Source organism: Streptomyces sp. NPDC031418, from assembly GCF_055581605.1.
In genome coordinates this window covers 33,439-56,265 of record NZ_JBVIJC010000030.1, presented here as the reverse complement: position 1 = coordinate 56,265, position 22,827 = coordinate 33,439, and the positions used below count along the sequence as shown (strand labels likewise).

Below are 22,827 nucleotides of genomic sequence, written 5' to 3'. Positions count from 1 at the left end.
CCAGGACCCGTACCGGGGCCGCTGCCGATCCGACGGCCGGCTGAGCCGATGGGTGCCGATCGCAGCTACGCGTACGGCGCCGCCGCCGGCCTTCTCGGGGACCTGCTCCTCGGCGATCCGCGCCGCGGCCATCCGGTCGCCGCGTTCGGACGGGCCGCCGCGGCCGTGGAAGGCGCGTTGTGGCACGACCACCGCGGCTGGGGCGCCCTGCACACCGTCGTGTGCGCCGGTGGCGCCGTCGCCCTCGGCACGGCGGCCGCACGCGCCGTACGCCCCTCCCGCGCCCTCTCCGTCGCACTGACCGCCGCCGCCACCTGGTCGGTCGTCGGCGGCACCTCGCTCGCCCGGGAGGCCCGCACCATCGGGCGCGCCCTGGAGCGCGGCGACGTCGAGGCGGCCCGCGCGCGGCTGCCGCACCTGTGCGGCCGGGACCCGCAGGCGCTGGACGCCGACGGGATAGCCCGGGCCGTGGTCGAGTCGGTCGCCGAGAACACCTCCGACGCCGTCGTGGGCGCCCTGGTCTGGGGCGCCGTGGCCGGCGTGCCCGGGCTGCTCGGGTTCCGGGCGGTCAACACCCTCGACGCGATGGTCGGTCACACGTCGCCCCGGTACCGGCGCTTCGGCTGGGCCTCCGCCCGCCTCGACGACGTGGCCGGCTGGCCCGGCGCCCGGCTGACCGCCGTACTCGCCGCCGCGGCCGGACCCGATCCGCGCGGTGCCCTGCGCGCCTGGCGGGCCGACGCCCACCGCCACCCGAGCCCCAACGCGGGCCCGGTGGAGGCGTCCTTCGCGGGCGCCCTCGGGGTCCGGCTGGGCGGCACCCTCTCCTACGGCGGCCGGGTCGAGCACCGGCCCGTGCTCAACGGCGGCGCGGGACGGGCGGTCCGGGTCACCGACATCGACCGGGCCGTACGGCTCTCCCGCCGGGTCGGCCTCCTCGCGCTCGGCGTCACGGCCGCCGCGCGCCTCATCGTGAAGGGACGCGGGAAGTGAACGGTGGTCTCCTCGTCGCCGGCACCACCTCCGACGCGGGCAAGAGCGTCGTGACGGCCGGAATCTGCCGGTGGCTGGTGCGCCAGGGCGTGAAGGTCGCGCCGTTCAAGGCGCAGAACATGTCCCTCAACTCCTTCGTCACCCGGGAGGGCGCGGAGATCGGACGGGCCCAGGCCATGCAGGCCCAGGCCTGCCGGACCGAACCGACCGCGCTGATGAACCCGGTGCTGCTGAAGCCGGGCGGCGAACAGAGCAGCCAGGTGGTGCTGATGGGCAAGCCCGTCGGCGAACTGAGCGCCCGCGGCTACCACGGCGGCCGGCAGCAGAAGCTGCTCGGCACGGTGCTGGACTGCCTGGCCGAGTTGCGGGGCACGTATGACGCGGTGATCTGTGAGGGGGCGGGCAGCCCGGCGGAGATCAACCTGCGCCGGACCGACATCGTGAACATGGGCATCGCCCGCAACGCGCGGCTGCCCGTGCTGGTGGTCGGGGACATCGACCGCGGGGGCGTCTTCGCCTCCTTCTTCGGCACGGTCGCCCTGCTGTCCCCCGAGGACCAGGAACTGGTCGCCGGGTTCCTGGTCAACAAGTTCCGCGGGGACGTCTCCCTGCTGGAGCCCGGCCTGGACATGCTGCACGGCCTCACCGGGCGGCGCACGTACGGCGTGCTGCCCTTCCGGCACGGGCTCGGCATCGACGAGGAGGACGGGCTGCGGGTGTCCCTGCGGGGCACGGTCCGCGAGTCCACCGTCACTCCCCCGCTCGGCGCGGACGTGCTGCGGGTCGCCGTGTGCGCGATCCCGCTGATGTCCAACTTCACCGACGTGGACGCGCTGGCCGCCGAACCGGGCGTGGTGGTGCGGTTCGTGGACCGCCCCGAGGAGCTGGCCGACGCCGACCTCGTGGTGATCCCGGGCACCCGCGGCACCGTGCGCGCGCTGGAGTGGCTGCGCGAGCGCGGGCTCGCCGACGCCCTCGTGCGCAGGGCCGCCGAGGAACGCCCGATCCTCGGCATCTGCGGCGGCTTCCAGATCCTCGGCGCGCACATCGAGGACGAGGTCGAGAGCCGCACGGGACAGGTGGACGGCCTCGGACTCCTGCCCGTACGGGTGCGGTTCGCCCGCGAGAAGACCCTCACCCGGCCCAGCGGGCACGCCCTGGGCGAGCCGGTCGAGGGGTACGAGATCCACCACGGGGTGGCCACCGTCGAGGGCGGCGAGCCCTTCCTGGACGGCTGCCGGGTCGGCCACACCTGGGGCACCCACTGGCACGGCTCGCTGGAGTCGGACGGCTTCCGGCGGGCCTTCCTGCGCGAGGTGGCCGGCGCCGCGGGCCGCCGCTTCGTGCCGGCCCCCGACACCTCCTTCGCCGCGCTGCGCGAGGAGCAGCTCGACCGGCTCGGCGACCTGATCGAACAGCACGCGGACACGGACGCGCTCTGGCGGCTCATCGAGTCGGGCGCGCCGCAAGGACTGCCTTTCATTCCACCGGGAGCGCCCGCATGAGCACAGTGTTGTTGTTGTCGACCGCCGACACGGATCTGCTGGCGGCCCGGGCCTCCGGCGCCGGCTACCGCATCGGCAACCCGACCCGGGTCGACGTCACCGAGGAGCTGCCCGGCCTGATCCGGGGCGCCGACCTCGCGGTCGTACGGCTGCTCGGCGGCAAGCGCGCCTGGGAGGACGGGCTCGCCGTGCTGAAGGCGTCCGGGATCCCGACCGTGCTGCTGGGCGGCGAGAGCGTGCCGGACGCCGAGCTGATGGCCGAGTCCTCGGTGCCCGCCGGTGTCGTCGCGGAGGCCCTGAAGTACCTGGTCGAGGGCGGCCCCGCCAACCTCCTGGAGCTGTCCCGGTTCCTGTCGGACACCGTGCTGCTGACCGGCGAGGGCTTCGAGGAGCCGCGGAAGATGCCGGAGTACGGCGTCCACGGCTCGTACGAGCGTGCGGACGGCCGTCCGACCGTGGGCGTGCTCTTCTACCGGGCGCACGAGCTGAGCGGCAACACCGGCTTCGTGGACACCCTGTGCGAGGCGATCGAGGCGCAGGGAGCCAACGCCCTGCCCGTCTACTGCGGTTCGCTGCGCGGTGCCGACGCCGGGCTGTACGAGCTGCTGGGCCGGGCCGACGCGCTGGTGGCCACCGTGCTCGCGGCCGGCGGCACCCACGCCTCGCAGGCGTCCGCGGGCGGCGACGAGGAGGCCTGGGACATCGGCGCGCTCGCCGAGCTGAACATCCCGGTGCTGCAAGGCCTCTGCCTCACCTCCTCGCGGGCCGCCTGGGACGAGTCCGACGCGGCCCTGTCCCCCATGGACGCGGCGATGCAGGTCGCCATCCCGGAGTTCGACGGCCGGCTGATCACCGTGCCGTTCTCCTTCAAGGAGCAGGGCCCGGACGAGGTCCCGGTGTACGTCGCCGACCCCGAGCGTGCCGCCCGGGTGGCCGGGATCGCCGTACGCCACGCCCGGCTGAAGCACAAGCCGAACCCGGACAAGAAGATCGCGCTGGTCTTCACGGCCTACCCGACCAAGCACTCCCGCGTCGGCAACGCGGTCGGTCTGGACACCCCCGCCTCGGCGGTCCGGGTGCTGGACGCGCTCCGGGACGCCGGGTACGGGGTCGACGGCTACCCCGACAACGGCGACGAGCTGATCCACCGGCTGATCGAGGCCGGCGGCCACGACGTGGAGTGGCTGACCGAGGACCAGCTGCGCGCCGCGCCCGCGCGGGTGCCGCTGGCCGACTACCGGGCCTGGTTCGAGAAGCTGGACCCGGAGCTGCGGGAGGCGATGCGCGAGGCGTGGGGCGAGCCGCCGGGCAGCCTGTACGTCGACGGCGACGACATCGTCCTGGCCTCCTTGCAGTTCGGGAACGTCGTGGTCATGATCCAGCCGCCGCGCGGCTTCGGGGAGAACCCGATCGCGATCTACCACGACCCCGACATGCCGCCCTCGCACCACTACATGGCCGCCTACCGCTGGCTGGACCACAGCTTCGGCGCGGACGCGATCGTGCACATGGGCAAGCACGGCACGATGGAGTGGCTGCCGGGCAAGGGGCTCGGGCTGGGCGCCGGGTGCGCCCCGGACGCGGTCCTCGGCGACCTGCCGCTGATCTACCCGTTCATCGTCAACGACCCCGGCGAGGGCACCCAGGCCAAGCGGCGCGGCCACGCCACGGTGGTCGACCACCTGGTGCCGCCGATGGCCCGCGCGGACACCTACGGCGACCTGGCCAAGCTGGAACAGCTGCTGGACGAGTACGCGCTCGTCTCCGACCTGGACCCGACGAAGGCACCGGCGGTCCGCGCGCAGATCTGGACGCTGGTCAAGGCGGCCGAGCTGCACCACGACCTGCATGTGGACGAGCAGCCGGACGAGGACGAGTTCGACGAGTTCGTCATGCACATCGACGGCTATCTGTGCGAGATCAAGGACGTGCAGATCCGTGACGGCCTGCACGTCCTCGGCGGCGGCCCGGTGGGCGAACCGCGGGTCAACCTGGTCCTCGCCGTGCTGCGGGCGTCCCAGGTGTGGGGCGGGCAGGCGAACGCGCTGCCCGGTCTGCGGGCCTGTCTGGCGGCCCACTTCGGACTGGCCGAGAAGGAGCTGCTGGCCGAGCCGGGCGCGCCGGTGAAGGTGCCGGTGGAGCTGACCGACCTGGTGGACGGTCCGGCGCGGACCGCGTCCGACGCGATCGACCTGCTGGAGCAGCTGTGCCGGCGGATCGCGGAGGAGCTGGAGGCCCGGGCGTGGGACCGCACGGTCGCCGCCGCCGTGCTGCGGGGCGTCCTCGGCACCGAACTCCCCGACGCCGTCGCGGTGCTGGAGTTCGCCTGCGAGGAGGTCGTACCCCGGCTGGCGCGCACCACCGACGAGATCGGGCACATCCTGCGGGCCCTGGACGGCGGCTACGTCCCGGCCGGCCCCTCCGGCTCCCCGACCCGCGGCCTGGTCAACGTCCTTCCGACCGGCCGGAACTTCTACTCCGTCGACCCCAAGGCGATCCCGTCCCGGCTGAGCTGGGAGGTCGGACAGGCGCTGGCCGACTCCCTGGTCGCCCGCTATCTCCAGGACACCGGCGCGTACCCGAGGTCCGTGGGCCTGACCGTGTGGGGCACGTCCGCGATGCGCACCCAGGGTGACGACATCGCCGAGATCCTCGCGCTGCTGGGCTGCCGCCCGGTCTGGGACGACGCCTCGCGCCGGGTGACCGGCTTCGAGGTGATCCCGCTCGCGGAGCTGGGGCGGCCGCGCATCGATGTCACGGTCCGCATCTCCGGCTTCTTCCGGGACGCGTTCCCGCACGTGGTGGGGCTGATCGACGACGCGGTACGGGCGGTGGCCGAGCTGGACGAGCCGGCCGAGTCCAACTTCGTCCGGGCGCACGTGGAGGAGGACGCGGCCCAGCACGGCGACCGGCGGCGCGCCACGGCCCGTGTCTTCGGCTCGAAGCCGGGCGCGTACGGCGCGGGCCTGCTGCCGCTGATCGACGCGCGGAACTGGCGCAGCGACGCGGACCTCGCCGAGGTCTACGCGGTCTGGGGCGGCTACGCCTACGGCCGCGGGCTCGACGGGCGGGCGGCGCGCGGGGACATGGAGACGGCGTTCCGGCGGATCGCGGTGGCGGCGAAGAACGTCGACACGCGCGAGCACGACCTGGTCGACGCGGACGACTACTTCCAGTACCACGGCGGCATGGTCGCCATGGTCCGGCACCTGACCGGCGAGAACCCCGAGGCGTACGTCGGCGACTCCGCCACCCCGGACCAGGTGAAGACCCGGACGCTGGGTGAGGAGACGCACCGGGTGTTCCGTGCGCGAGTGGTCAACCCGCGCTGGATGGCGGCCATGCGCCGGCACGGCTACAAGGGCGCCTTCGAGATGGCGGCGACCGTGGACTACCTGTTCGGCTACGACGCCACGGCCGGCGTGGTGGACGACTGGATGTACGAGAAGCTCAGCGCCGAGTACGTCTTCGACCCGGAGAACCGGGACTTCATGAAGAAGTCCAACCCGTGGGCGCTGCGCGGCATCACCGAGCGCCTGCTGGAGGCGGCGGACCGCGGGCTGTGGGCGGAGCCGGACGCGGACACCCTGGAGCGGCTGCGCGCCACCTACCTCGAGCTGGAGGGCGACTTGGAGGGCGACGACCAGTGACCACCCCCTTTCCTTTCACGGCCGTCGTCGGCCAGGACGATCTGCGGCTCGCGCTGCTGCTGAACGCGGTCAGCCCCGCCGTCGGCGGTGTGCTGGTGCGCGGCGAGAAGGGCACCGCCAAGTCGACGGCCGTGCGTGCCCTTTCGGCGCTGCTGCCCGAGGTGGCCGTGGTGCCCGGGTGCCGGTTCTCCTGTGACCCCGGCTCGCCCGACCCGGCGTGCCCGGACGGGCCGCACGAGCCGGGGGCCGGTGCGGCGCGGCCCGCGCGGATGGTCGAGCTGCCGGTCGGCGCCTCCGAGGACCGGCTGGTCGGTGCGCTGGACATCGAGCGGGCGCTGGCGGAGGGCGTGAAGGCCTTCGAGCCCGGCCTGCTGGCCGACGCGCACCGCGGGATCCTCTACGTCGACGAGGTCAACCTCCTCCACGACCACCTGGTGGACCTGCTGCTGGACGCGGCGGCGATGGGTGCCTCGTACGTGGAGCGCGAGGGTGTCTCCGTACGGCATGCCGCGCGGTTCCTGCTGGTCGGCACCATGAACCCCGAAGAGGGCGAGCTGCGGCCGCAGTTGCTGGACCGGTTCGGGCTGACCGTCGAGGTCGCCGCCTCGCGGGAGCCGGACCAGCGGGTGGAGGTCGTGCGGCGCAGGCTCGCCTACGACGACGATCCGGCCGGTTTCGCCGCGCGTTGGGCGGACGAGGAGGCGGCCGTACGGCAACGGATCGTGGCGGCGAGGGAGTTGCTGCCCTCGGTGCGGCTGGGCGACGGCGCGCTGCGGCAGATCGCGGCGACCTGTGCCGCCTTCGAGGTGGACGGCATGCGGGCCGACATCGTGATGGCGCGTACGGCGACCGCGCTGGCCGCGTGGGCCGGGCGGACCGATGTGCTGGCCGAGGACGTACGGCAGGCGGCGCTGCTGGCGCTGCCGCACCGCAGGCGGCGCAACCCCTTCGACGCTCCCGGTCTGGACGAGGACAAGCTGGACGAGACCCTGGAGCAGTTCTCCGGGGACGACTCCGAGGGCGACGAGGACCCCGATCCCGACGGTCCCGGCGGGGGCGGCGGACAGCCGCAGCCCGATTCCGGTCCGCAGGGCGGCGGGGACACCGCCGCGCGGCCGGAGGCCGGTGAGGGCGGGGAGCCGCAGGCGTCCGGGGCGAAGGAGCAGTCGCCCGTGCGGGCGGCCGAGCCGTTCCGGACCAAGGCGCTGAGCGTGCCCGGGATCGGCGAGGGCGCCGCCGGGCGGCGCTCGCGGGCGCGGACCGAGCACGGGCGCACCACCGGCGCCCGGCGGCCGCAGGGGGCGCTGACCAAGCTGCATCTGGCGGCGACCGTGCAGGCGGCGGCGCCGCACCAGCGGGCGCGCGGCCGGTCCGGTCCCGGGCTGGTGGTCCGCCGGGACGATCTGCGGCAGGCGACCCGGGAGGGGCGCGAGGGCAACCTCGTGCTGTTCGTGGTGGACGCCTCCGGGTCGATGGCGGCCCGGCAGCGGATGGGCGCGGTGAAGGGTGCCGTGCTGTCGCTGCTGCTCGACGCCTATCAGCGGCGGGACAAAGTGGGGCTGGTGACCTTCCGGGGCGCCGGTGCGGAGGTGGCGCTGCCGCCGACGTCCTCGGTGGACGCCGCCGCCGTACGGCTGGAGTCGCTGCCGACCGGGGGCCGTACGCCGCTGGCGGCCGGGCTGCTGAAGGCGCATGACGTGCTGCGGGTGGAGCGGCTGCGGGATCCGGCGCGGCGGGCGCTGGTCGTCGTGGTGACGGACGGACGGGCCACCGGGGGTCCGGAGCCGGTGGCGCTGGCCGGGCGGGCGGCGCGGCTGTTCGCGGCCGAGGGGGTCGCGTCGGTGGTCGTGGACTGCGAGACCGGGCCGGTGCGGCTGGGGCTCGCCGGGCAGCTGGCCGGTGAGCTGGGCGGTACGGCCGTCACGCTGGACGAGCTGCGGGCCGACTCGATCGCCGGGCTGGTCAGGGATGTGCAGGGGACGTCGAGGAGGGCCGCGTAATGCCGCAGGGACAGCCGAGTGTGGTGCCGGACGACGGTCTGACGACGCGTCAGCGTCGTAACCGGCCGCTGGTGGTCGTGCACACCGGGATCGGCAAGGGCAAGTCGACCGCCGCGTTCGGGCTCGCGCTGCGTGCCTGGAACCAGGGGTGGCCCATCGGGGTGTTCCAGTTCGTCAAGTCGGCGAAGTGGAAGGTCGGCGAGGAGAACGCGCTGCGGGTGCTCGGTGCCTCGGGCGAGGGCGGCACGGTCGACTGGCACAAGATGGGCGAGGGCTGGTCGTGGGTGCAGCGGGACGCCCAGATGGACAACGAGGAGAAGGCCCGGGAGGGCTGGGAGCAGGTCAAGCGGGACCTGGCCGCCGAGACGTACCGGCTGTACGTGCTGGACGAGTTCGCCTATCCGATGCACTGGGGGTGGGTGGACACCGATGAGGTGGTCGAGGTGCTGCGGGACCGTCCGGGCACCCAGCACGTCGTCATCACCGGGCGGAACGCGCCGGAGAAGCTGGTGGACTTCGCGGATCTGGTGACCGACATGTCCAAGGTGAAGCACCCCATGGACGTGGGGCAGAAGGGCCAGAAGGGCATCGAGTGGTGATGTCGTCGGTGCCTCGGCTGGTCATCGCCGCGCCCGCCTCGGGGAGCGGCAAGACCACCGTGGCCACGGGGCTGATGGCCGCGTTCGCCGCGCGGGGGCTCGCCGTGTCCCCGCACAAGGTCGGGCCGGACTACATCGACCCCGGGTACCACGCGCTCGCGACCGGGCGGGTGGGGCGCAACCTCGACGCGTATCTGTGCGGGCCGGAGCTGGTCGCTCCGCTGTTCCTGCACGGGGCGCGGGGGTGTGACCTCGCGGTCGTCGAGGGTGTGATGGGGCTGTACGACGGGGCGGCGGGGGAGGGCGAGCTGGCCTCCACCGCCCATGTGGCCAAGCTGTTGGGCGCTCCGGTGGTGCTGGTCGTCGACGCGTCGTCGCAGTCCCGGTCCGTCGCCGCGCTGGTGCACGGGTTCGTGTCCTGGGATCCGGAGGTGCGGGTCGGGGGCGTGATCCTGAACAAGGTGGGGTCCGACCGGCACGAGGCGCTGTTGCGGGAGGCGCTGGAGTCGGTGGGCGTGCCGGTGGTGGGCGCCTTGCGGCGGGCTCAGCAGGTCTCGACGCCCTCTCGGCATCTGGGGTTGGTGCCGGTCGCCGAACGGCGTTCCGCTGCGGTCGACGCCGTCGCTGATATGGCGGCGCTGGTGGCTCGGGGATGTGACCTGGAGGCCCTCGAAGCGCTTGCCCGTGCTGCCGGTCCCCTCCCAGGGGGCTCCGCCCCCTGGACCCCCGCCTCGCCCACCCTCCACCCGACTCGGTCGGCCGGGAGGCCGGACGGCCTGTCCGCGTCGGCCCCCGTCGTCGCCGTCGCCGGCGGGTCCGCCTTCACCTTCTCCTACGCCGAGCACACCGAGCTGCTCACCGCCGCCGGTGCCGAGGTCGTCACCTTCGATCCGCTGCGGGACGAGGAACTCCCGGAGGGCACCGCGGGGCTGGTCGTCGGCGGCGGCTTTCCCGAGGTGTACGCGGCCGAGCTGTCCGCCAACGAGCCGCTGCGCAAGGCCGTCGCCGAGCTGGCGGGCAGCGGCGCCCCGGTCGCGGCGGAGTGCGCCGGGCTGCTGTATCTCTGCCGGGAGCTGGACGGGCAGCCGATGTGCGGAGTGCTGGACGCCTCCGCGCGGATGACCGAACGGCTGACGCTCGGCTATCGGGACGCCGTGGCCGTCGGGGACAGTGTGCTGGCCGCCGCGGGGACCCGGATGCGGGGGCACGAGTTCCATCGCACGGTCGTCGAGCCGGGTGCCGGCGCCGCTCCCGCGTGGGGGGTGCGGGCCCCCGTACGGCGGGTCGAAGGTTTCGTACAGCAGGGCGTGCACGCGAGTTATCTGCACACGCACTGGGCCGCGCGGCCCGGTGTCGCCCGTCGGTTCGTGGAGAGGTGCCGGACGTCATGAGCAGCAGGCTGGTCGGGGTCGGGGTCGGTCCCGGGGATCCGGAGCTGGTGACCGTCAAGGGGGTCAACGCGCTGCGGGCCGCCGAGGTCGTCGTCGTACCGGTGATGGACACCGGTGAGCGGGGGCGGGCGGAGGCGACCGTGCTGCACTACGTGGCGCCGGAGAAGGTCGTCCGGGTGGTGTTCGCGCTGAACGAGCGGGAGGACCGGGCGCGCCGGGAGGCGGCCTGGGACGCGGCCGGTGCCACCGTCGCCGGGCTGCTGGAGCGGCATGGCTCGGTCGCCTTCGCGACCATCGGGGACCCGAACGTGTACTCGACGTTCACCTATCTCGCGCAGACCATCGCGGAGCTGGTGCCGGGGGTGGTGGTGGAGACGGTGCCGGGGATCACCGCGATGCAGGATCTGGCGGCGCGGTCGGGTGCGGTGCTGACCGAGGGCACCGAGCCGCTGACCCTGGTGCCGGTCACCGCCGGGTCGGCGGTGCTGAAGGAGGCGTTGGCCGGGCCGGGGACCGTGGTGGCGTACAAGTTCGGGCGGCAGGCGGCGGAGGTCGCGGCGGCGCTCGCGGAGACCGGACGGCTCGGGGACGCGGTGTGGGGCTCGGCGCTGGGTCTGCCGGAGGAGTCGGTGCGGCCGGCCGCCGAGCTGGACGGCGCTCCGCTGCCGTATCTGTCGACGCTGATCGCGCCGCCGCGGCGGGACGGCGGGCGGGGCGGCAAGCTGTGAGACCCCGTCCGCGCTCCCGGCGGCGGCACGCGCTCGTGCCGTCAGCCGGACAGGCCCACCACCAGCCAGATGAAGGCCACGCCGGCCACCGTGCACAGCAGGGTGGAGCGGGCGGGGTGTTCGTGGTGGGCCTCGGGGAGGATCTCGGCGGCGGCGAGATAGAGCAGGACGCCGCCGAAGAGGCCCAGATATCCGCCGAGCAGCGGCTCGGGGATGTGGAAGAACACCGTCGACAGGACGCCCAGCAGGGGTGCCAGGGCGTCGGCGACGAGCATGCCGATGGCGCGCCGACGGGCGTTGCCGTAGAGGCTGGTGATGGTGAAGGTGTTGAAGCCGTCGGCGAAGTCGTGGGCGATCACGGCGAGCGCGACGGCGGCGCCCATGCCTTCACCCACCTGGAAGGCGGCGCCGATCGCCACCCCGTCCATCGCGCTGTGCCCCACCATCGCGCCGGCCGCCACGAGGCCCACCTCGGGCGCGCGGTGGTCATGGCCCTCGGCGCCGCCGTGTGCGGCCTGCCGGGCGGCCAGGGTGCGCTCCACCAGATGGGCGAGCAGGAAGCCGGCCACGAAGAGCAGCAGCGCGGCGGGCACGCCGAAGACCTCGCGGTCGGCCGCGTGCAGTGCCTCCGGCAGCAGGTCCAGGCCGACCACGCCCAGCATGAGACCGCCGGCCAGCCCGAGCACCAGGTGCCGGCGGTCGGTCACGCGCTGAGCCGTCCAGCCGCCGGCCAGCGTCATCAGGAACGCGCCGAGCGCGACGAAGACCGCCATAGGCCCTTGCTATCCGATCGGTGACCGGTCACGCATGTCCGACAGCAACAACCCGCAGTACTCGTAGGAGAGGACCCATCCCATGGCCGATGCCCCCACCGGCAAGGTGACCTTCGTCGGTGCCGGCCCCGGCGCCGCCGATCTGCTGACGTTCCGTGCCGCGCGTGCCATCGCGGAGGCGGACGTGGTGATCTGGGCGGCCAGCCTGGTGCAGGAGGAGGTCCTCCAGCACGCCCGGGAGGGCGCGGAGATCCTCGACTCGGCGACGATGTCGCTGGAGGACGTGGTCGCCGTCTACCGGCGCGCCCACGCGGAGGGGCTGCGGGTCGCCCGCATCCATTCGGGTGACCCCGCCCTGTGGGGCGGCACGCAGGAGCAGGTCGACCGGTGTGCGGAGATCGGCATCGAGACGGAGGTCGTGCCCGGGGTGTCCTCGTTCTCCGCGGTGGCCGCGCTGGCCCAGCGGGAGCTGACCATCCCGGAGGTCGCGCAGTCCGTGGTGCTGACCCGGCTGGGCGGCGGCAAGACGCCGATGCCGCCCGGTGAGGAGGTGCGCGAGTTCGCCCGGCACGGCACCACCATGGCGATCTTCCTGTCGGCGGCGCGCAGCGGGCAGCTGGTGCGGGAGCTGCTGGAGGGCGGTTACCCGACCTCGACCCCGGTGGTCGTCGCCTACCAGGCGACCTGGCCGGAGGAGCTGGTCGTCCGGTGCACGATCGGCACGCTGGAGGACACGGTCAAGGAGCACAAGCTCTGGAAGCACACGCTGTTCCTGGTCGGTCCGGCGCTGGACGCGCAGGGCACCCGTTCGCACCTGTACCACCCGGGGCACTTCCACGGCTTCCGCAAGGCGGACCCGGAGGCCCGGCGGGCGCTGCGCGAGCGGGGGGCGAGCAGTTGATCACGGTGGTCGGGGCGGGGACGGGCGCGCCGGTCGGGGCGGACGTCCTCGCCGGGGCCGCGCTCGTCGTCGGCGGGCGGCGGCACCTGGACGCCGTACGGCTGCCGGAGGGCGCCGAGCGGGTGGTGCTGGGGCCGCTGGCGCCCGCCCTGGACACGATCGCCGAGTATGTCGGCAAGGAGTTGCCGGTGACCGTGCTGGCCTCCGGTGATCCCGGGTTCTTCGGGATCGTGCGGGCGCTGGCGGAGCGGTTCGGGTCCGCGTGCCTCGATGTGCGGCCGGGGGTGTCCTCGGTGGCGGGGGCGTTCGCGCGGGTCGGGCTGCCCTGGGACGACGCGGTCGTGGTGAGCGCGCACGGCCGGGAGCTGCGGACGGCGGTCAACGTGTGCCGGGCGCGGCCCAAGGTGGCGGTGCTGACCGGTCCGGGCGCCGGGCCCGCCGAGCTGGGTGCGGCGCTCGCGGGCCGGGACCGGGTGCTGGTCGTGGTGAGCGCGCTGGGCGATCCGGAGCGGGAGCGGGTGGAGCGGGTGACGCCCGCCGAGGCGGCGGCCCGGGACTGGGGTGCGGCGGTGAGCGTGGTGCTGTGCCTGGACGAGGCGCGGGCGCTCGGCGCGGTGCGCACGGTCGCCGGGGTGCCGGAGCCGCCGGCCGGCTGGGCGCTGGACGAGGGGGCGTTCGCGCACCGGGACTCGATGATCACCAAGTTCGAGGTGCGGGCGCTGGCGCTGTCCCGGCTCGGGCCGCGGCTGGGCGATCTGGTGTGGGACGTCGGGGCCGGTTCCGGTTCGGTGGCGGTGGAGTGCGCGCGGCTCGGCGCGGCCGTGGTCGCGGTCGAGAAGACCGGTGACGGGGTCGGGCGGATCCGGGCCAACGCGGCCGCGCACGGCGTCGATGTGACGGTCGTCCAGGGGGCGGCGCCGCAGGCGCTGGCCGGGCTGGACGACGATCCGGACGCGGTGTTCGTGGGCGGCGGGGGGCGGGAGCTGCCCGCGATCGTCGGCGCGTGCGCGCGGCGGGCGCGGCGGACGGTCGTCGTCGCGATGGCCGCCCTGGACCGGGTGCCTCAGGCGCGTGCGGCGCTCACGGCGGCCGGGCTGGTCTGCGACGGGGTGCTGCTCCAGTCCTCGCGGCTGGCTCCGCTGCCGGGCGATGTGACCCGGCTCGCGGCGACCAATCCTGTGTTTCTGCTGTGGGGCGTACGACCCCCGGCGACTAGCGAAGGAGTAAGTCAGTGATCGGCCTCATTTCCGCCACCGCGGCGGGGGCGGCGGCGCGGGACCGGCTGGCCGCGGCCTGGCCGGACCGGACGCGGGTGTACGAGGGTCCCGTGGGCGAGGCCGTGCGGGCCGCGTTCGCGGAGTGCGAGCAGCTGGTGTGCTTCCTCGCGACGGGCGCGGTGGTGCGGCTGGTGGCGCCGCTGCTCGGCGGCAAGGCGGCCGACCCGGGTGTGGTGTGCGTGGACGAGGGCGGCCGGTTCGCGGTGTCGCTGCTCGGCGGCCACGGCGGCGGCGCCAATGAACTCGCCTCGCGGGTCGGGGAGGTGCTGGGCGCGGAGCCGGTGGTGACGACCGCCACGGACGCGGTCGGGCTGCCCGGTCTGGACATGCTCGGCCTGCCCTTCGAGGGGTCGGTCGCGCTGGTCTCGCGTGCGCTGCTGGACGGTGAGCCGGTCGCGCTCAAGGCCGAGGTGCCGTGGCCGCTGCCGCCGCTGCCGACCGCGCCGCAGGGGTCGTACACGATCCGGGTGACCGACCGGGCGGTGCCGGCGGGCGAGCGGGAGGTGCTGCTGCGGCCGCCGTCGCTGGTGGTCGGGGTCGGCGCGTCCCGGGGCGCGCCGGCCGAGGAGGTCCTCGCGCTGGTCGAGGGGGCGCTGGCGGAGGCGGGGCTGTCGGTGCGGTCGGTGGCCGAGCTGGCCACCGTGGACGCCAAGGCGGAGGAACCGGGTCTGCTGGCCGCCGCCGAGCGGCTGGGGGTGCCGCTGGTGACGTACCCGGCCGAGGAGCTGGCCGCCGTGGCGGTGCCGAACCCGTCCGACGCGCCGCTCGCGGCGGTCGGCACGCCGTCGGTCGCGGAGGCCGCCGCGCTGCTGCGCGGTGGTGAACTCCTCGTGCCCAAGCGGAAGTCGGCCATGGCGACCTGTGCCGTGGTACGGCGTCCGGGGCGCGGGCGGCTCGCGGTGGTCGGGCTCGGCCCGGGCGCCCGGGACCTGCTCACCCCGCGCGCGGTGGCCGAGCTGCGGCGGGCGTCGGTGCTGGTCGGCCTGGACCAGTACGTGGACCAGATCCGCGATCTGCTGCGGCCCGGCACCCGGGTGCTGGAGTCGGGGCTCGGCGCGGAGGAGGAGCGGGCCCGTACGGCCGTGGCGGAGGCCCGGCGCGGGCAGGCGGTGGCGCTGATCGGCAGCGGTGACGCGGGGGTGTACGCCATGGCCTCGCCGGCGCTCGCCGAGGCGTCCGACGACATCGACGTGGTCGGGGTGCCGGGGGTGACGGCGGCGCTGGCCGCCGGGGCGATCCTGGGCGCGCCGCTGGGCCACGACCATGTCTCCATCAGCCTGTCCGATCTGCACACGCCGTGGGAGGTCATCGAGCGGCGGGTGCGGGCGGCGGCCGAGTCGGACCTGGTGGTCACCTTCTACAACCCGCGCTCGCGGGGCCGGGACTGGCAGCTGCCCAAGGCGCTCGGCATCCTCGCCGAGCACCGGGAGCCGACCACTCCGGTCGGTGTGGTGCGCAACGCGTCCCGGCCGGACGGGACGAGCCGGGTCACCACCCTGGCCGGGCTGGATCCGGCGACGGTCGACATGATGACGGTCGTGACCGTGGGCAACACCGCGACCCGCGTCATCGCGGGCCGCATGGTGACCCCGCGCGGCTACCGCTGGCAGGCATCGCAGGAGGAGACCGCGTGAGCCGCGTCGTCCACCCCATCGAGCAGGAGTCCTTCCGGCGGCTGCGCGCCCGCCTGGACACCTCGCACTTCCCGCCGCTGACCCGGGCGGTGGTGGAGCGGGTCATCCACTCCGCCGCCGACCTCGAGTACGCGACCGATCTCGTCATGGCCGAGGACGACCTGGTGGCGGCGCATGCCGCGCTGCACGCCGGGGCGCCGGTGGTGGTGGACGTGGAGATGGTCGCGGCCGGCATCACCCGGCGGGAGACCGTGTGCCGGCTGAAGGAAGCGAAGGCCGGTCCGGGGCTGACCCGTTCGGCGCACGCGATCCGGCTCGCCTACGAGCAGGTCGGCCCGGGCGCGCTGTGGGTGATCGGCTGTGCGCCGACCGCCCTGGAGGAGCTGTTGACCCTGGACGCCTCCCCCGCACTCGTCATCGGTCTGCCCGTCGGTTTCGTCGGCGCGGCCGAGTCCAAGGCCGCGTTGCGGGAGAGCGGACTGCCCGCCGTGAGCAACGTGTCCGAGAAGGGCGGGTCGGCGGTCGCCGCCGCCGCGCTCAACGCCCTGCTGTACCACCCCGTTTCGTCTGAGGAGATCTCGTGACCACCCCGCCCGCCCTGCTCATCGCCGGACACGGCACGCGTGACGACGCCGGCGCCGAGGCGTTCCGCGACTTCGTACGGGAACTGGGGCGCCGCCACCCGGAGCTGCCCGTCGCGGGCGGCTTCATCGAACTGTCCCCGCCGCCGCTGGGCGAGGCCGTCACCGAGCTGGTGCAGCGGGGGGTGCGGCGGTTCGCCGCGGTGCCGCTGATGCTGGTGTCCGCCGGGCACGCCAAGGGTGACATCCCGGCCGCGCTGGCCCGGGAGAAGGAGCGGCACCCGGGCATCTCGTACACCTACGGCCGTCCGCTCGGCCCGCACCCGGCGCTGCTGGGTGTGCTGGAGCGGCGGCTGGACGAGGTGCTGGACGGTGTGGACCGCGCGGAGGTGACGGTGCTGCTGGTCGGGCGCGGCTCGACCGACCCGGACGCCAACGCGGAGGTGCACAAGGCGGCGCGGCTGCTGTGGGAGGGCCGCGGGTACGCCGGGGTGGAGACGGCGTTCGTGTCGCTCGCGGCGCCGGACGTGCCGAGCGGGCTGGACCGGTGCGCGCGGCTGGGCGCGCGGCGGATCGTCGTCCTGCCGTACTTCCTGTTCACCGGCATCCTGCCGGACCGGGTGCGGCAGCAGACCGAGGAGTGGGCGGCCGCGCATCCGGAGACCGAGGTGCGGTCGGCCGACGTCATCGGGCCGGAGCCGGAGCTGCTGGACCTGGTGATGGAGCGGTACGCGGAGGCCGTCAAGGGCGATCTGCGCATGAACTGCGACTCGTGCGTGTACCGGATCGCGCTGCCGGGCTTCGAGGACAAGGTGGGGCTGCCGCAGCAGCCGCACTTCCACCCGGACGACGACGGCCACGACCACGGGCATGGACACGGGCACCACCATCACGGGGGGCACTCGCACAGCCATGCGCACTGAGGGCACGGGGCCGGATCTGCGGCATCACGGGGACGCGGAGGTACGGGACGACGGGGCGGCGCTGGTCGACCTCGCCGTCAACGTCCGTGCCGACACGCCCCCCACGTGGCTGCGGGAGCGGATTGCCGCGTCCCTGCCGTCCCTCGCGGCCTACCCGGACGGGCGGGCCGCGCGGGCGGCGGTGGCGGCGCGGCACGGGCTGCCGGTGGACCGGGTGCTGCTGACGGCGGGGGCGGCGGAGGCGTTCGTGCTGCTCGCCCGCGCTCTGAAGGTGCGCCGGCCGGTCGTGGTGCACCCGCAGTTCACCGAGCCGGAGGCCGCGCTGCGGGACGCCGGGCACACCGTGGACCGGGTGCTGCTGCGCGCGGAGGACGGGTTCCGGCTGGATCCGGCGGCGGTGCCGGAGGACGCCGATCTGGTGGTCGTCGGCAACCCGACGAACCCGACGTCCGTGCTGCACCCGGCCGGCCTGGTCGCCCGGCTGGCCCGGCCGGGCCGCACGCTGGTGGTGGACGAGGCGTTCATGGACGCGGTGCCGGGTGAGCGGGAGGCGCTGGCCGGGCGGACGGATGTGCCGGGTCTGGTGGTGCTGCGGAGCCTGACCAAGACCTGGGGGCTGGCCGGGCTGCGGATCGGGTACGTGCTGGCCGCGCCGGAGACCGTCGCCGCGCTGGAGCGGGCCCAGCCGCTGTGGCCGGTGTCGACCCCGGCGCTGGCCGCGGCGGAGGCGTGTGTGACGCCGAGGGCTTTGGCGGAGGCGGGGCACGCGGCGCACCGGATCGCCGCGGACCGGGCCCATCTGGTGGCGGGGCTGGCGGAGTTCGCGGCGCGGGGGGTGCGGGTGGTGTCCCCCGCGGAGGGCCCGTTCGTGCTGGCGCGGATGCCGGATGCCGCCGTGGTACGGCGCCGGTTGCGGGACCTCGGTTACGCGGTGCGGCGGGGGGACACGTTTCCGGGGCTCGGTGCGGAGTGGGTGCGGATCGCCGTGCGGGACCGTGCCACCGTCACCGGGTTTCTGACGGCGCTGTCGGCCGCGCTGTCGTAGCCCGGCAGGCCGCTCCCCGGCCGGTGGGACCTCCGGCCGGGGAGCGGCGTACGGGAAGGGTGGTCAGCCCTTGCGGCGGCGGGCCACCAGCGTCACTCCCCCGCCGGCCAGCACCAGGGCGAGCGCGCCGCCCGCCAGGTACGGGGTCGCCGAGCTGCCGCCGGTCTCGGCGAGGTCGGCGCGGGCTCCCTGCGGCCGCACCTCGGCGGCCGGGTCGTGGCTCGGTACCGGGTGGGTGCTCGCCGGGGCGCTCGGCGCGGCCGGGGACTGGCAGGTGGCCTCGGCGAGGGTGACGGTTCCCTCGACGTCGGCCACGTTCAGCTTCAGCGGGTTGACGGAGACCTTGAGCCGGAGGGCGGTCGCGGCGGCCGTGCGGGAGGTGGTGCGCCGCTGCGCGAGGTCGAGGCGGACCTCGCCGACGCCGGGCACCGTGACCTGGGTCGGGCCGCCGGCGGTCAGGGTGACGCGCTTGCCGAGGACGGTGACGGCACCGAGGACGTTCGCCTCGGCGGTCGGCGCCTTGCCGGCCTCGCAGGTGGCCTTGGCGGTGACCGTGTCGACCTCGATCAGGGACAGCAGCGGCAGGCCGGGGACGTGCAGCCGGGCGTGGGCGAGCCGGACCGAGCCCTCGGCGCGCTGTGCGGTCGCCGTGGCCCTGGCCTGGGCGACGTCCGCGCCGAGGACCGTGAAGGGCTTGCCGCCGTCCACGCCGTCGAGCCGGGCGGACAGGGCCGTGCGGTCGGCGCTCTGCGGTGCCCGGACCTCGTTGAGGGAGACCGCGAGCGGGACGTCGACGGTCTTGTTGAGCAGGGACACGTCGAGCCCGGTGCGCAGGACGACGGCGGAGGCGCGACCGTGGTCGGTGGTCGCGTGCGCGGTGCCCGCGCCCAGGGCCGCCGGAGCGGCGGCCAGGGCGGTGACCGTCACGGCGGCGGCCAGCCGGCGTGCGGGCAGGCGGAAGTTGTTGCTGTTCAAGGTGGTGGGACCCCCAGAAGAAACCTGTTTGGGACCCGTCAACCTTGTACCCACTACGGGTGAACGGTCAGCGATCTGCGGCCACTTCACTCATACGTGAATATTCCGCACGGTTCTTCGAATCACCGGGCACAGGCGTTCCGTTACCCGACCACAACCCCGCGCAGCACCACCCGGCGCGGCGCCGCCAGCACCCGTACGTCGGCCCGCGGATCGGACTCGTACACCACCAGGTCGGCCGGCGCCCCCTCCTCCAGGCCGGGGCGGCCGAGCCAGGCACGGGCGGCCCAGCTGGTGGCCGCGAGGGCGTCGACCGGCGGGATGCCGGCGGCGACCAGCTCGGCGACCTCGTCGGCGACCAGGCCGTGGGCCAGCGAGCCGCCGGCGTCGGTGCCGACGAACACCGGGATCCCGGCGTCGTAGGCGCTGCGCACGGTGTCGTAGCGGCGCTCGTGCAGCCGGCGCATATGGGCCGACCAGCGGGGGAACTTGGACTCACCGCCGTCGGCGAGGCGCGGGAAGGTGGCGATGTTGACGAGGGTGGGGACGATCGCGACCCCCCGCTCGGCGAACAGGGGGATCAGCTCCTCGGTCAGGCCGGTCGCGTGCTCGATGCAGTCGATGCCCGCCTCGACCAGGTCGCGCAGCGAGCTTTCGGCGAAGCAGTGGGCGGTGACCCGGGCGCCGAGCCGGTGTGCCTCGGCGATGGCCGCCGCCACCGCCTCGCGGGGCCAGCAGGGGGCGAGGTCGCCGAGGTCGCGGTCGATCCAGTCGCCGACCAGCTTGACCCAGCCGTCGCCGCGCCGGGCCTCCTGGGCGACGTAGCCGACCAGGCCGTCCGGTTCGGTCTCCCAAGCGTAGTTGCGGATGTAGCGGCGGGTGCGGGCGATGTGCCGGCCGGCCCGGATGATCCGGGGCAGGTCGGCGCGGTCGTCGATCCAGCGGGTGTCGGAGGGCGAGCCCGCGTCCCGGATCAGCAGGGTGCCGGCCTCCCGGTCGGTGAGCGCCTGCTTCTCGGCGGTCTCCGCGTCCACCGGGCCGTGCGCGTCGAGGCCCACATGGCAGTGCGCGTCGACCAGGCCGGGCAGCGCCCAGCCCTCGACGGTCCGGACGTCCCGGGCGCCGGCGGGACGCTCGTAGGCGACCCGGCCCCCGACCACCCACAGCTCGTCGCGGACGTCCTCGGGCCCGGCGAGGACCCGGCCCTTCACATGCAGCACCGGCTGATCGCTCATACCGGCACCTTAGTGAGCGCTGCCCCGGGGTGGTGAGTGAGCTATGCCTCGGTCTTGCCGACCTGGTCGGAGGTTTCCTCCTCGACCTCGGCCATCGCCGGGTCGAGCAGCCGGGAGAGGAAGTGGCGGGTGCGTTCGTGCTGCGGGTCGCCGATGACCTGCTCGGGCCGGCCGTCCTCGACGATCACTCCGCCGTCCATGAAGACGACCCGGTCGGCGACCTCGCGGGCGAAGCTCATCTCATGGGTGACGACCATCATGGTCATGCCCTCCCGGGCGAGCCTGCGCATCACCGCGAGGACGTCCCCGACCAGCTCGGGGTCGAGCGCGGAGGTCGGCTCGTCGAAGAGCATCACCTCGGGGCCCATGGCGAGGGCGCGGGCGATGGCGACGCGCTGCTGCTGGCCGCCGGAGAGGGAGGCCGGGTAGGCGTCCGCCTTCTCGGCCAGACCGACGCGGTCCAGGTTCTCCGCGGCGATCCTCTCGGCGGTCGCCTTGTCCCGCTTGAGGACCCGGCGCTGCGGCAGCGTGAGGTTCTCGGTGACGCTCAGGTGCGGGAAGAGGTTGAACTGCTGGAAGACCATGCCGATCCGGCGGCGTACGGCGTCGATGTCGACGTCGGGGTCCGTCAGCTCGGTGCCGCCGACGAACACCCGCCCCCGGGTCGGCTCCTCCAGCAGGTTCACACAGCGCAGCAGGGTCGACTTGCCGGAGCCGGAGGGCCCGATCACACAGACGACCTCGCCCTGTTGGATCTCCAGGTCGATGCCGCGCAGGACCTGGTTGTCACCGAAGGACTTGTGCAGGTCCTGGACGCGGATCTCGGGGCGGGTCACCGGATCTCCCTACGGGCCTTGGTTTCCATACGGCGCACGACGAGGCTGAGCGGGATCGTGATCAGCAGATAGCACAGGCCCGCGACCAGGATCGGCGTGGAGTTGGCGGTCTGGCTGGCCAGGTCGTTGCCGAACTTGGACAGTTCGCGCTCCTCCAGGGTGACCCCCAGGAACAGCACCAGTGAGGAGTCCTTGAAGAGCAGCACGAGTTCGTTGGTCAGGGGCGGCAGGATGATCCGGAAGGCCTGCGGCAGGATGATCGAGACCATGGCCCGCGCGGGCGAGAAGCCGAGCGAGCGGGCCGCCTCCATCTGCCCCTTGGGCACGGCCTGGATGCCGGCGCGGATCGTCTCCGCCATGTACGCGGCGGAGACCAGCCCCAGCGCGACGGCGACCTTTCCGTAGGTACCGCCCGGGTACTGGACGCTGGGGAAGGCGAGCGGCACGCCGACGCCGACGAAGATGAAGATCAGCAGCGCGGGCAGGCCCCGGAAGACCTCGATGTAGATGCCGGCGAGCCAGCGGTACGGCCCCACGGACGACAGCCGCATCAGCGCGATGACCATGCCGAGGGCCAGGCCGACGGCGAAGCCGGACAGCGTGTACAGCACGGTGTTCTTCAGGGCCACCGTGATGAGGTCCGGGAACAGCTGCTCGGCGATGTGGACCTGGGCGAACTGGTTCTTCAGCCGGCCCCAGTCCGCGGCGACCGCGAAGGCGATCACCGCGGCGACGAAGACGGCGTACTGCGCGGCCCGGGAGACCCGGCGCTTCTGCCGCCGGGTCAGTCCCTTCTTCTTCGGCTGTACCTCGGTGTCCGACGCGGTCATGAGGCGGCGGGAGAGGCCACGGAGGAGTCGTACGGGCCGATCCACTGCTCGTAGAGCTTCTTGTAGGTGCCGTCGGCCTTGGCCTGCTTCAGCGCCTTGTCGATGGCCTCGCGCAGGGCCGTGTTGCCCTTCTTGACCGTGAAGCCGTACTGCTCGCCGGTCTTGAGGTTGTCGACGACCTTGAACTTGTCGGCGTTGGCCTTGTCCTTCAGCCAGCCCTGGACCACCGGGTAGTCGATGACGACGGCCTGGACCTGGCCGGTGCGCAGGCCGTTGAGGACGGCGTCGGAGGAGGCGAAGGAGACCGGGTCGAAGCCCTTGCTCTTGACGTAGTCCTCACCGGTCGTCTGCGCCTGGGCGCCGAGCTTCTTGCCCTTGGTCTTCACATCGGCGAGCGAGGTGATGCCGCTGCTCTTGTCGACCAGGACCGCCTGGGTCGCCTCGAAGTAGGGGTCCGAGAAGTCGACGTTCTTCTTGCGCTCGGCGGTGATGGTCATGCCGGCGGCGGCCAGGTCGCACTGGCCGGAGTTCAGGAAGGCGCCGGTCTTGAAGTTCTCGAACGGCGTGTCGAGGATCTGCTGCTTGACGCCGAGGTCCTTGGCGACGAGGTCGATCAGGGAGACGTCGAAGCCCTGCACCTTGCCGTTGATCTCCGACTGGAACGGCGGGTACGGCAGATGGGTGCAGGTGGTCAGCTGCCCGGCCTTGACCAGGTGGACGCCCTTGACGGTGGTCTTGCCCCCCGAGTCGCTGGAGGAGCAGCCGGCCGCGACGAGCACGAGTCCGGCGGTCGCGGTGGTGGCGGCCAGAAGGCGGGTCCGGCGCCCGAGGACGGATTTCATGGGGGCTCTCCAGTGGGGGGAACAGTGGCTTCCGATTATAAGGAGATGTTTGAGGCTCTCAAATCAAACCGATGGTCACAAGCTGCTTCGACCTAAGATCGAGGGAGTT

At 74.0% G+C, this 22,827-nt stretch carries 19 protein-coding genes; 13 read left to right on the top strand and 6 right to left on the bottom strand.

The annotated features are described in order from the left end of the window. The first annotated feature begins 48 nt into the window (after positions 1–48). Genes ACZ5CZ_RS34110 through cobI form a run of 7 tightly spaced genes read left to right on the top strand, consistent with a single transcriptional unit; the run spans position 49 to position 10,866 of the window. The gene (locus ACZ5CZ_RS34110) at positions 49–993 is read left to right on the top strand and encodes a cobalamin biosynthesis protein (protein ID WP_468948420.1); all 945 of its coding nucleotides are present in this window, start codon (positions 49–51) and stop codon (positions 991–993) included. Further along, positions 990–2,498, top strand: a complete 1,509-nt coding sequence (locus ACZ5CZ_RS34105; RefSeq protein ID WP_468948418.1) for a cobyric acid synthase — start codon at positions 990–992, stop codon at positions 2,496–2,498. Before ACZ5CZ_RS34110 ends, ACZ5CZ_RS34105 begins: the two co-directional genes overlap by 4 nt. After that, positions 2,495–6,148, top strand: a complete 3,654-nt coding sequence (gene cobN / locus ACZ5CZ_RS34100) for a cobaltochelatase subunit CobN (RefSeq protein ID WP_468948416.1) — start codon at positions 2,495–2,497, stop codon at positions 6,146–6,148. Before ACZ5CZ_RS34105 ends, cobN begins: the two co-directional genes overlap by 4 nt. After that, the gene (locus ACZ5CZ_RS34095) at positions 6,145–8,148 is read left to right on the top strand and encodes a putative cobaltochelatase (RefSeq protein WP_468948414.1); all 2,004 of its coding nucleotides are present in this window, start codon (positions 6,145–6,147) and stop codon (positions 8,146–8,148) included. The genes cobN and ACZ5CZ_RS34095 overlap by 4 nt, the downstream gene beginning before the upstream one ends. After that, positions 8,148–8,747 (top strand): cob(I)yrinic acid a,c-diamide adenosyltransferase, encoded by a 600-nt coding sequence (gene cobO, locus ACZ5CZ_RS34090; RefSeq protein WP_385843216.1) that lies wholly within the window; start codon positions 8,148–8,150, stop codon positions 8,745–8,747. Before ACZ5CZ_RS34095 ends, cobO begins: the two co-directional genes overlap by 1 nt. After that, positions 8,747–10,138 (top strand): cobyrinate a,c-diamide synthase, encoded by a 1,392-nt coding sequence (locus ACZ5CZ_RS34085; protein WP_468948412.1) that lies wholly within the window; start codon positions 8,747–8,749, stop codon positions 10,136–10,138. The genes cobO and ACZ5CZ_RS34085 overlap by 1 nt, the downstream gene beginning before the upstream one ends. Then, on the top strand, positions 10,135–10,866 hold the full coding sequence (gene cobI, locus ACZ5CZ_RS34080) for a precorrin-2 C(20)-methyltransferase (protein WP_467542273.1): 732 nt from the start codon (positions 10,135–10,137) through the stop codon (positions 10,864–10,866). The genes ACZ5CZ_RS34085 and cobI overlap by 4 nt, the downstream gene beginning before the upstream one ends. Before the next feature lie 41 nt (positions 10,867–10,907). On the opposite strand, the gene ACZ5CZ_RS34075 is transcribed toward cobI, so the two are convergent. Further along, a complete protein-coding gene (locus ACZ5CZ_RS34075; protein WP_385843213.1) occupies positions 10,908–11,639 on the bottom strand; it encodes a ZIP family metal transporter in 732 nt (243 codons plus the stop codon). Between the two features lie 82 nt (positions 11,640–11,721). Here ACZ5CZ_RS34075 and cobM point away from each other — a divergent pair, with 82 nt between their 5' ends. The 6 genes from cobM to cobC are packed head-to-tail and all read left to right on the top strand — an operon-like array spanning position 11,722 to position 18,000. Beyond that, complete coding sequence (gene cobM, locus ACZ5CZ_RS34070) at positions 11,722–12,540, top strand: precorrin-4 C(11)-methyltransferase (RefSeq protein ID WP_385843211.1); 819 nt, start codon at positions 11,722–11,724, stop codon at positions 12,538–12,540. Then, positions 12,537–13,775: a precorrin-6y C5,15-methyltransferase (decarboxylating) subunit CbiE gene (gene cbiE, locus ACZ5CZ_RS34065; protein WP_385843210.1), complete on the top strand. Its 1,239-nt coding sequence runs from the start codon at positions 12,537–12,539 to the stop codon at positions 13,773–13,775. The genes cobM and cbiE overlap by 4 nt, the downstream gene beginning before the upstream one ends. Next, positions 13,772–15,451: a precorrin-3B C(17)-methyltransferase gene (gene cobJ / locus ACZ5CZ_RS34060; RefSeq protein ID WP_385843209.1), complete on the top strand. Its 1,680-nt coding sequence runs from the start codon at positions 13,772–13,774 to the stop codon at positions 15,449–15,451. The genes cbiE and cobJ overlap by 4 nt, the downstream gene beginning before the upstream one ends. Then, entirely contained in the window at positions 15,448–16,035 is a 588-nt protein-coding gene (locus ACZ5CZ_RS34055; protein ID WP_385843208.1) for a precorrin-8X methylmutase, read from the top strand. The genes cobJ and ACZ5CZ_RS34055 overlap by 4 nt, the downstream gene beginning before the upstream one ends. Further along, complete coding sequence (locus tag ACZ5CZ_RS34050) at positions 16,032–16,955, top strand: sirohydrochlorin chelatase (RefSeq protein ID WP_385843206.1); 924 nt, start codon at positions 16,032–16,034, stop codon at positions 16,953–16,955. Before ACZ5CZ_RS34055 ends, ACZ5CZ_RS34050 begins: the two co-directional genes overlap by 4 nt. Then, positions 16,945–18,000 (top strand): Rv2231c family pyridoxal phosphate-dependent protein CobC, encoded by a 1,056-nt coding sequence (gene cobC / locus ACZ5CZ_RS34045; protein ID WP_468948409.1) that lies wholly within the window; start codon positions 16,945–16,947, stop codon positions 17,998–18,000. Before ACZ5CZ_RS34050 ends, cobC begins: the two co-directional genes overlap by 11 nt. 63 nt (positions 18,001–18,063) lie before the next feature. Here the strand turns inward: cobC and ACZ5CZ_RS34040 are convergent, their stop codons facing one another. From ACZ5CZ_RS34040 to ACZ5CZ_RS34020, 5 genes are all read right to left on the bottom strand, one after another. Next, positions 18,064–18,975, bottom strand: coding sequence for an SCO1860 family LAETG-anchored protein (locus ACZ5CZ_RS34040; RefSeq protein ID WP_385843204.1), 912 nt, complete (start codon positions 18,973–18,975; stop codon positions 18,064–18,066). Between the two features lie 143 nt (positions 18,976–19,118). Continuing rightward, positions 19,119–20,210: an amidohydrolase family protein gene (locus ACZ5CZ_RS34035; RefSeq protein ID WP_385843203.1), complete on the bottom strand. Its 1,092-nt coding sequence runs from the start codon at positions 20,208–20,210 to the stop codon at positions 19,119–19,121. Between the two features lie 41 nt (positions 20,211–20,251). Further along, complete coding sequence (locus tag ACZ5CZ_RS34030; protein WP_468948406.1) at positions 20,252–21,046, bottom strand: amino acid ABC transporter ATP-binding protein; 795 nt, start codon at positions 21,044–21,046, stop codon at positions 20,252–20,254. Beyond that, a complete protein-coding gene (locus ACZ5CZ_RS34025; protein WP_385843200.1) occupies positions 21,043–21,876 on the bottom strand; it encodes an amino acid ABC transporter permease in 834 nt (277 codons plus the stop codon). Before ACZ5CZ_RS34025 ends, ACZ5CZ_RS34030 begins: the two co-directional genes overlap by 4 nt. Then, on the bottom strand, positions 21,873–22,718 hold the full coding sequence (locus tag ACZ5CZ_RS34020; RefSeq protein ID WP_385843199.1) for a transporter substrate-binding domain-containing protein: 846 nt from the start codon (positions 22,716–22,718) through the stop codon (positions 21,873–21,875). The genes ACZ5CZ_RS34025 and ACZ5CZ_RS34020 overlap by 4 nt, the downstream gene beginning before the upstream one ends. Positions 22,719–22,827: the final 109 nt, after the last annotated feature.

Excerpts from the sequence above, each read along its gene's own strand:
- ACZ5CZ_RS34110 (WP_468948420.1), top strand. The coding sequence starts at position 49 with ATGGGTGCCGATCGCAGCTACGCGTACGGCGCCGCCGCCGGCCTTCTC.
- cobN (WP_468948416.1), top strand. The coding sequence starts at position 2,495 with ATGAGCACAGTGTTGTTGTTGTCGACCGCCGACACGGATCTGCTGGCG.
- cobO (WP_385843216.1), top strand. The coding sequence starts at position 8,148 with ATGCCGCAGGGACAGCCGAGTGTGGTGCCGGACGACGGTCTGACGACG.
- ACZ5CZ_RS34085 (WP_468948412.1), top strand. The coding sequence starts at position 8,747 with ATGTCGTCGGTGCCTCGGCTGGTCATCGCCGCGCCCGCCTCGGGGAGC.
- cobI (WP_467542273.1), top strand. The coding sequence starts at position 10,135 with ATGAGCAGCAGGCTGGTCGGGGTCGGGGTCGGTCCCGGGGATCCGGAG.
- ACZ5CZ_RS34075 (WP_385843213.1), bottom strand. The coding sequence starts at position 11,639 with ATGGCGGTCTTCGTCGCGCTCGGCGCGTTCCTGATGACGCTGGCCGGC.
- cobM (WP_385843211.1), top strand. The coding sequence starts at position 11,722 with ATGGCCGATGCCCCCACCGGCAAGGTGACCTTCGTCGGTGCCGGCCCC.
- cobC (WP_468948409.1), top strand. The coding sequence starts at position 16,945 with ATGCGCACTGAGGGCACGGGGCCGGATCTGCGGCATCACGGGGACGCG.
- ACZ5CZ_RS34035 (WP_385843203.1), bottom strand. The coding sequence starts at position 20,210 with ATGAGCGATCAGCCGGTGCTGCATGTGAAGGGCCGGGTCCTCGCCGGG.
- ACZ5CZ_RS34025 (WP_385843200.1), bottom strand. The coding sequence starts at position 21,876 with ATGACCGCGTCGGACACCGAGGTACAGCCGAAGAAGAAGGGACTGACC.
- ACZ5CZ_RS34020 (WP_385843199.1), bottom strand. The coding sequence starts at position 22,718 with ATGAAATCCGTCCTCGGGCGCCGGACCCGCCTTCTGGCCGCCACCACC.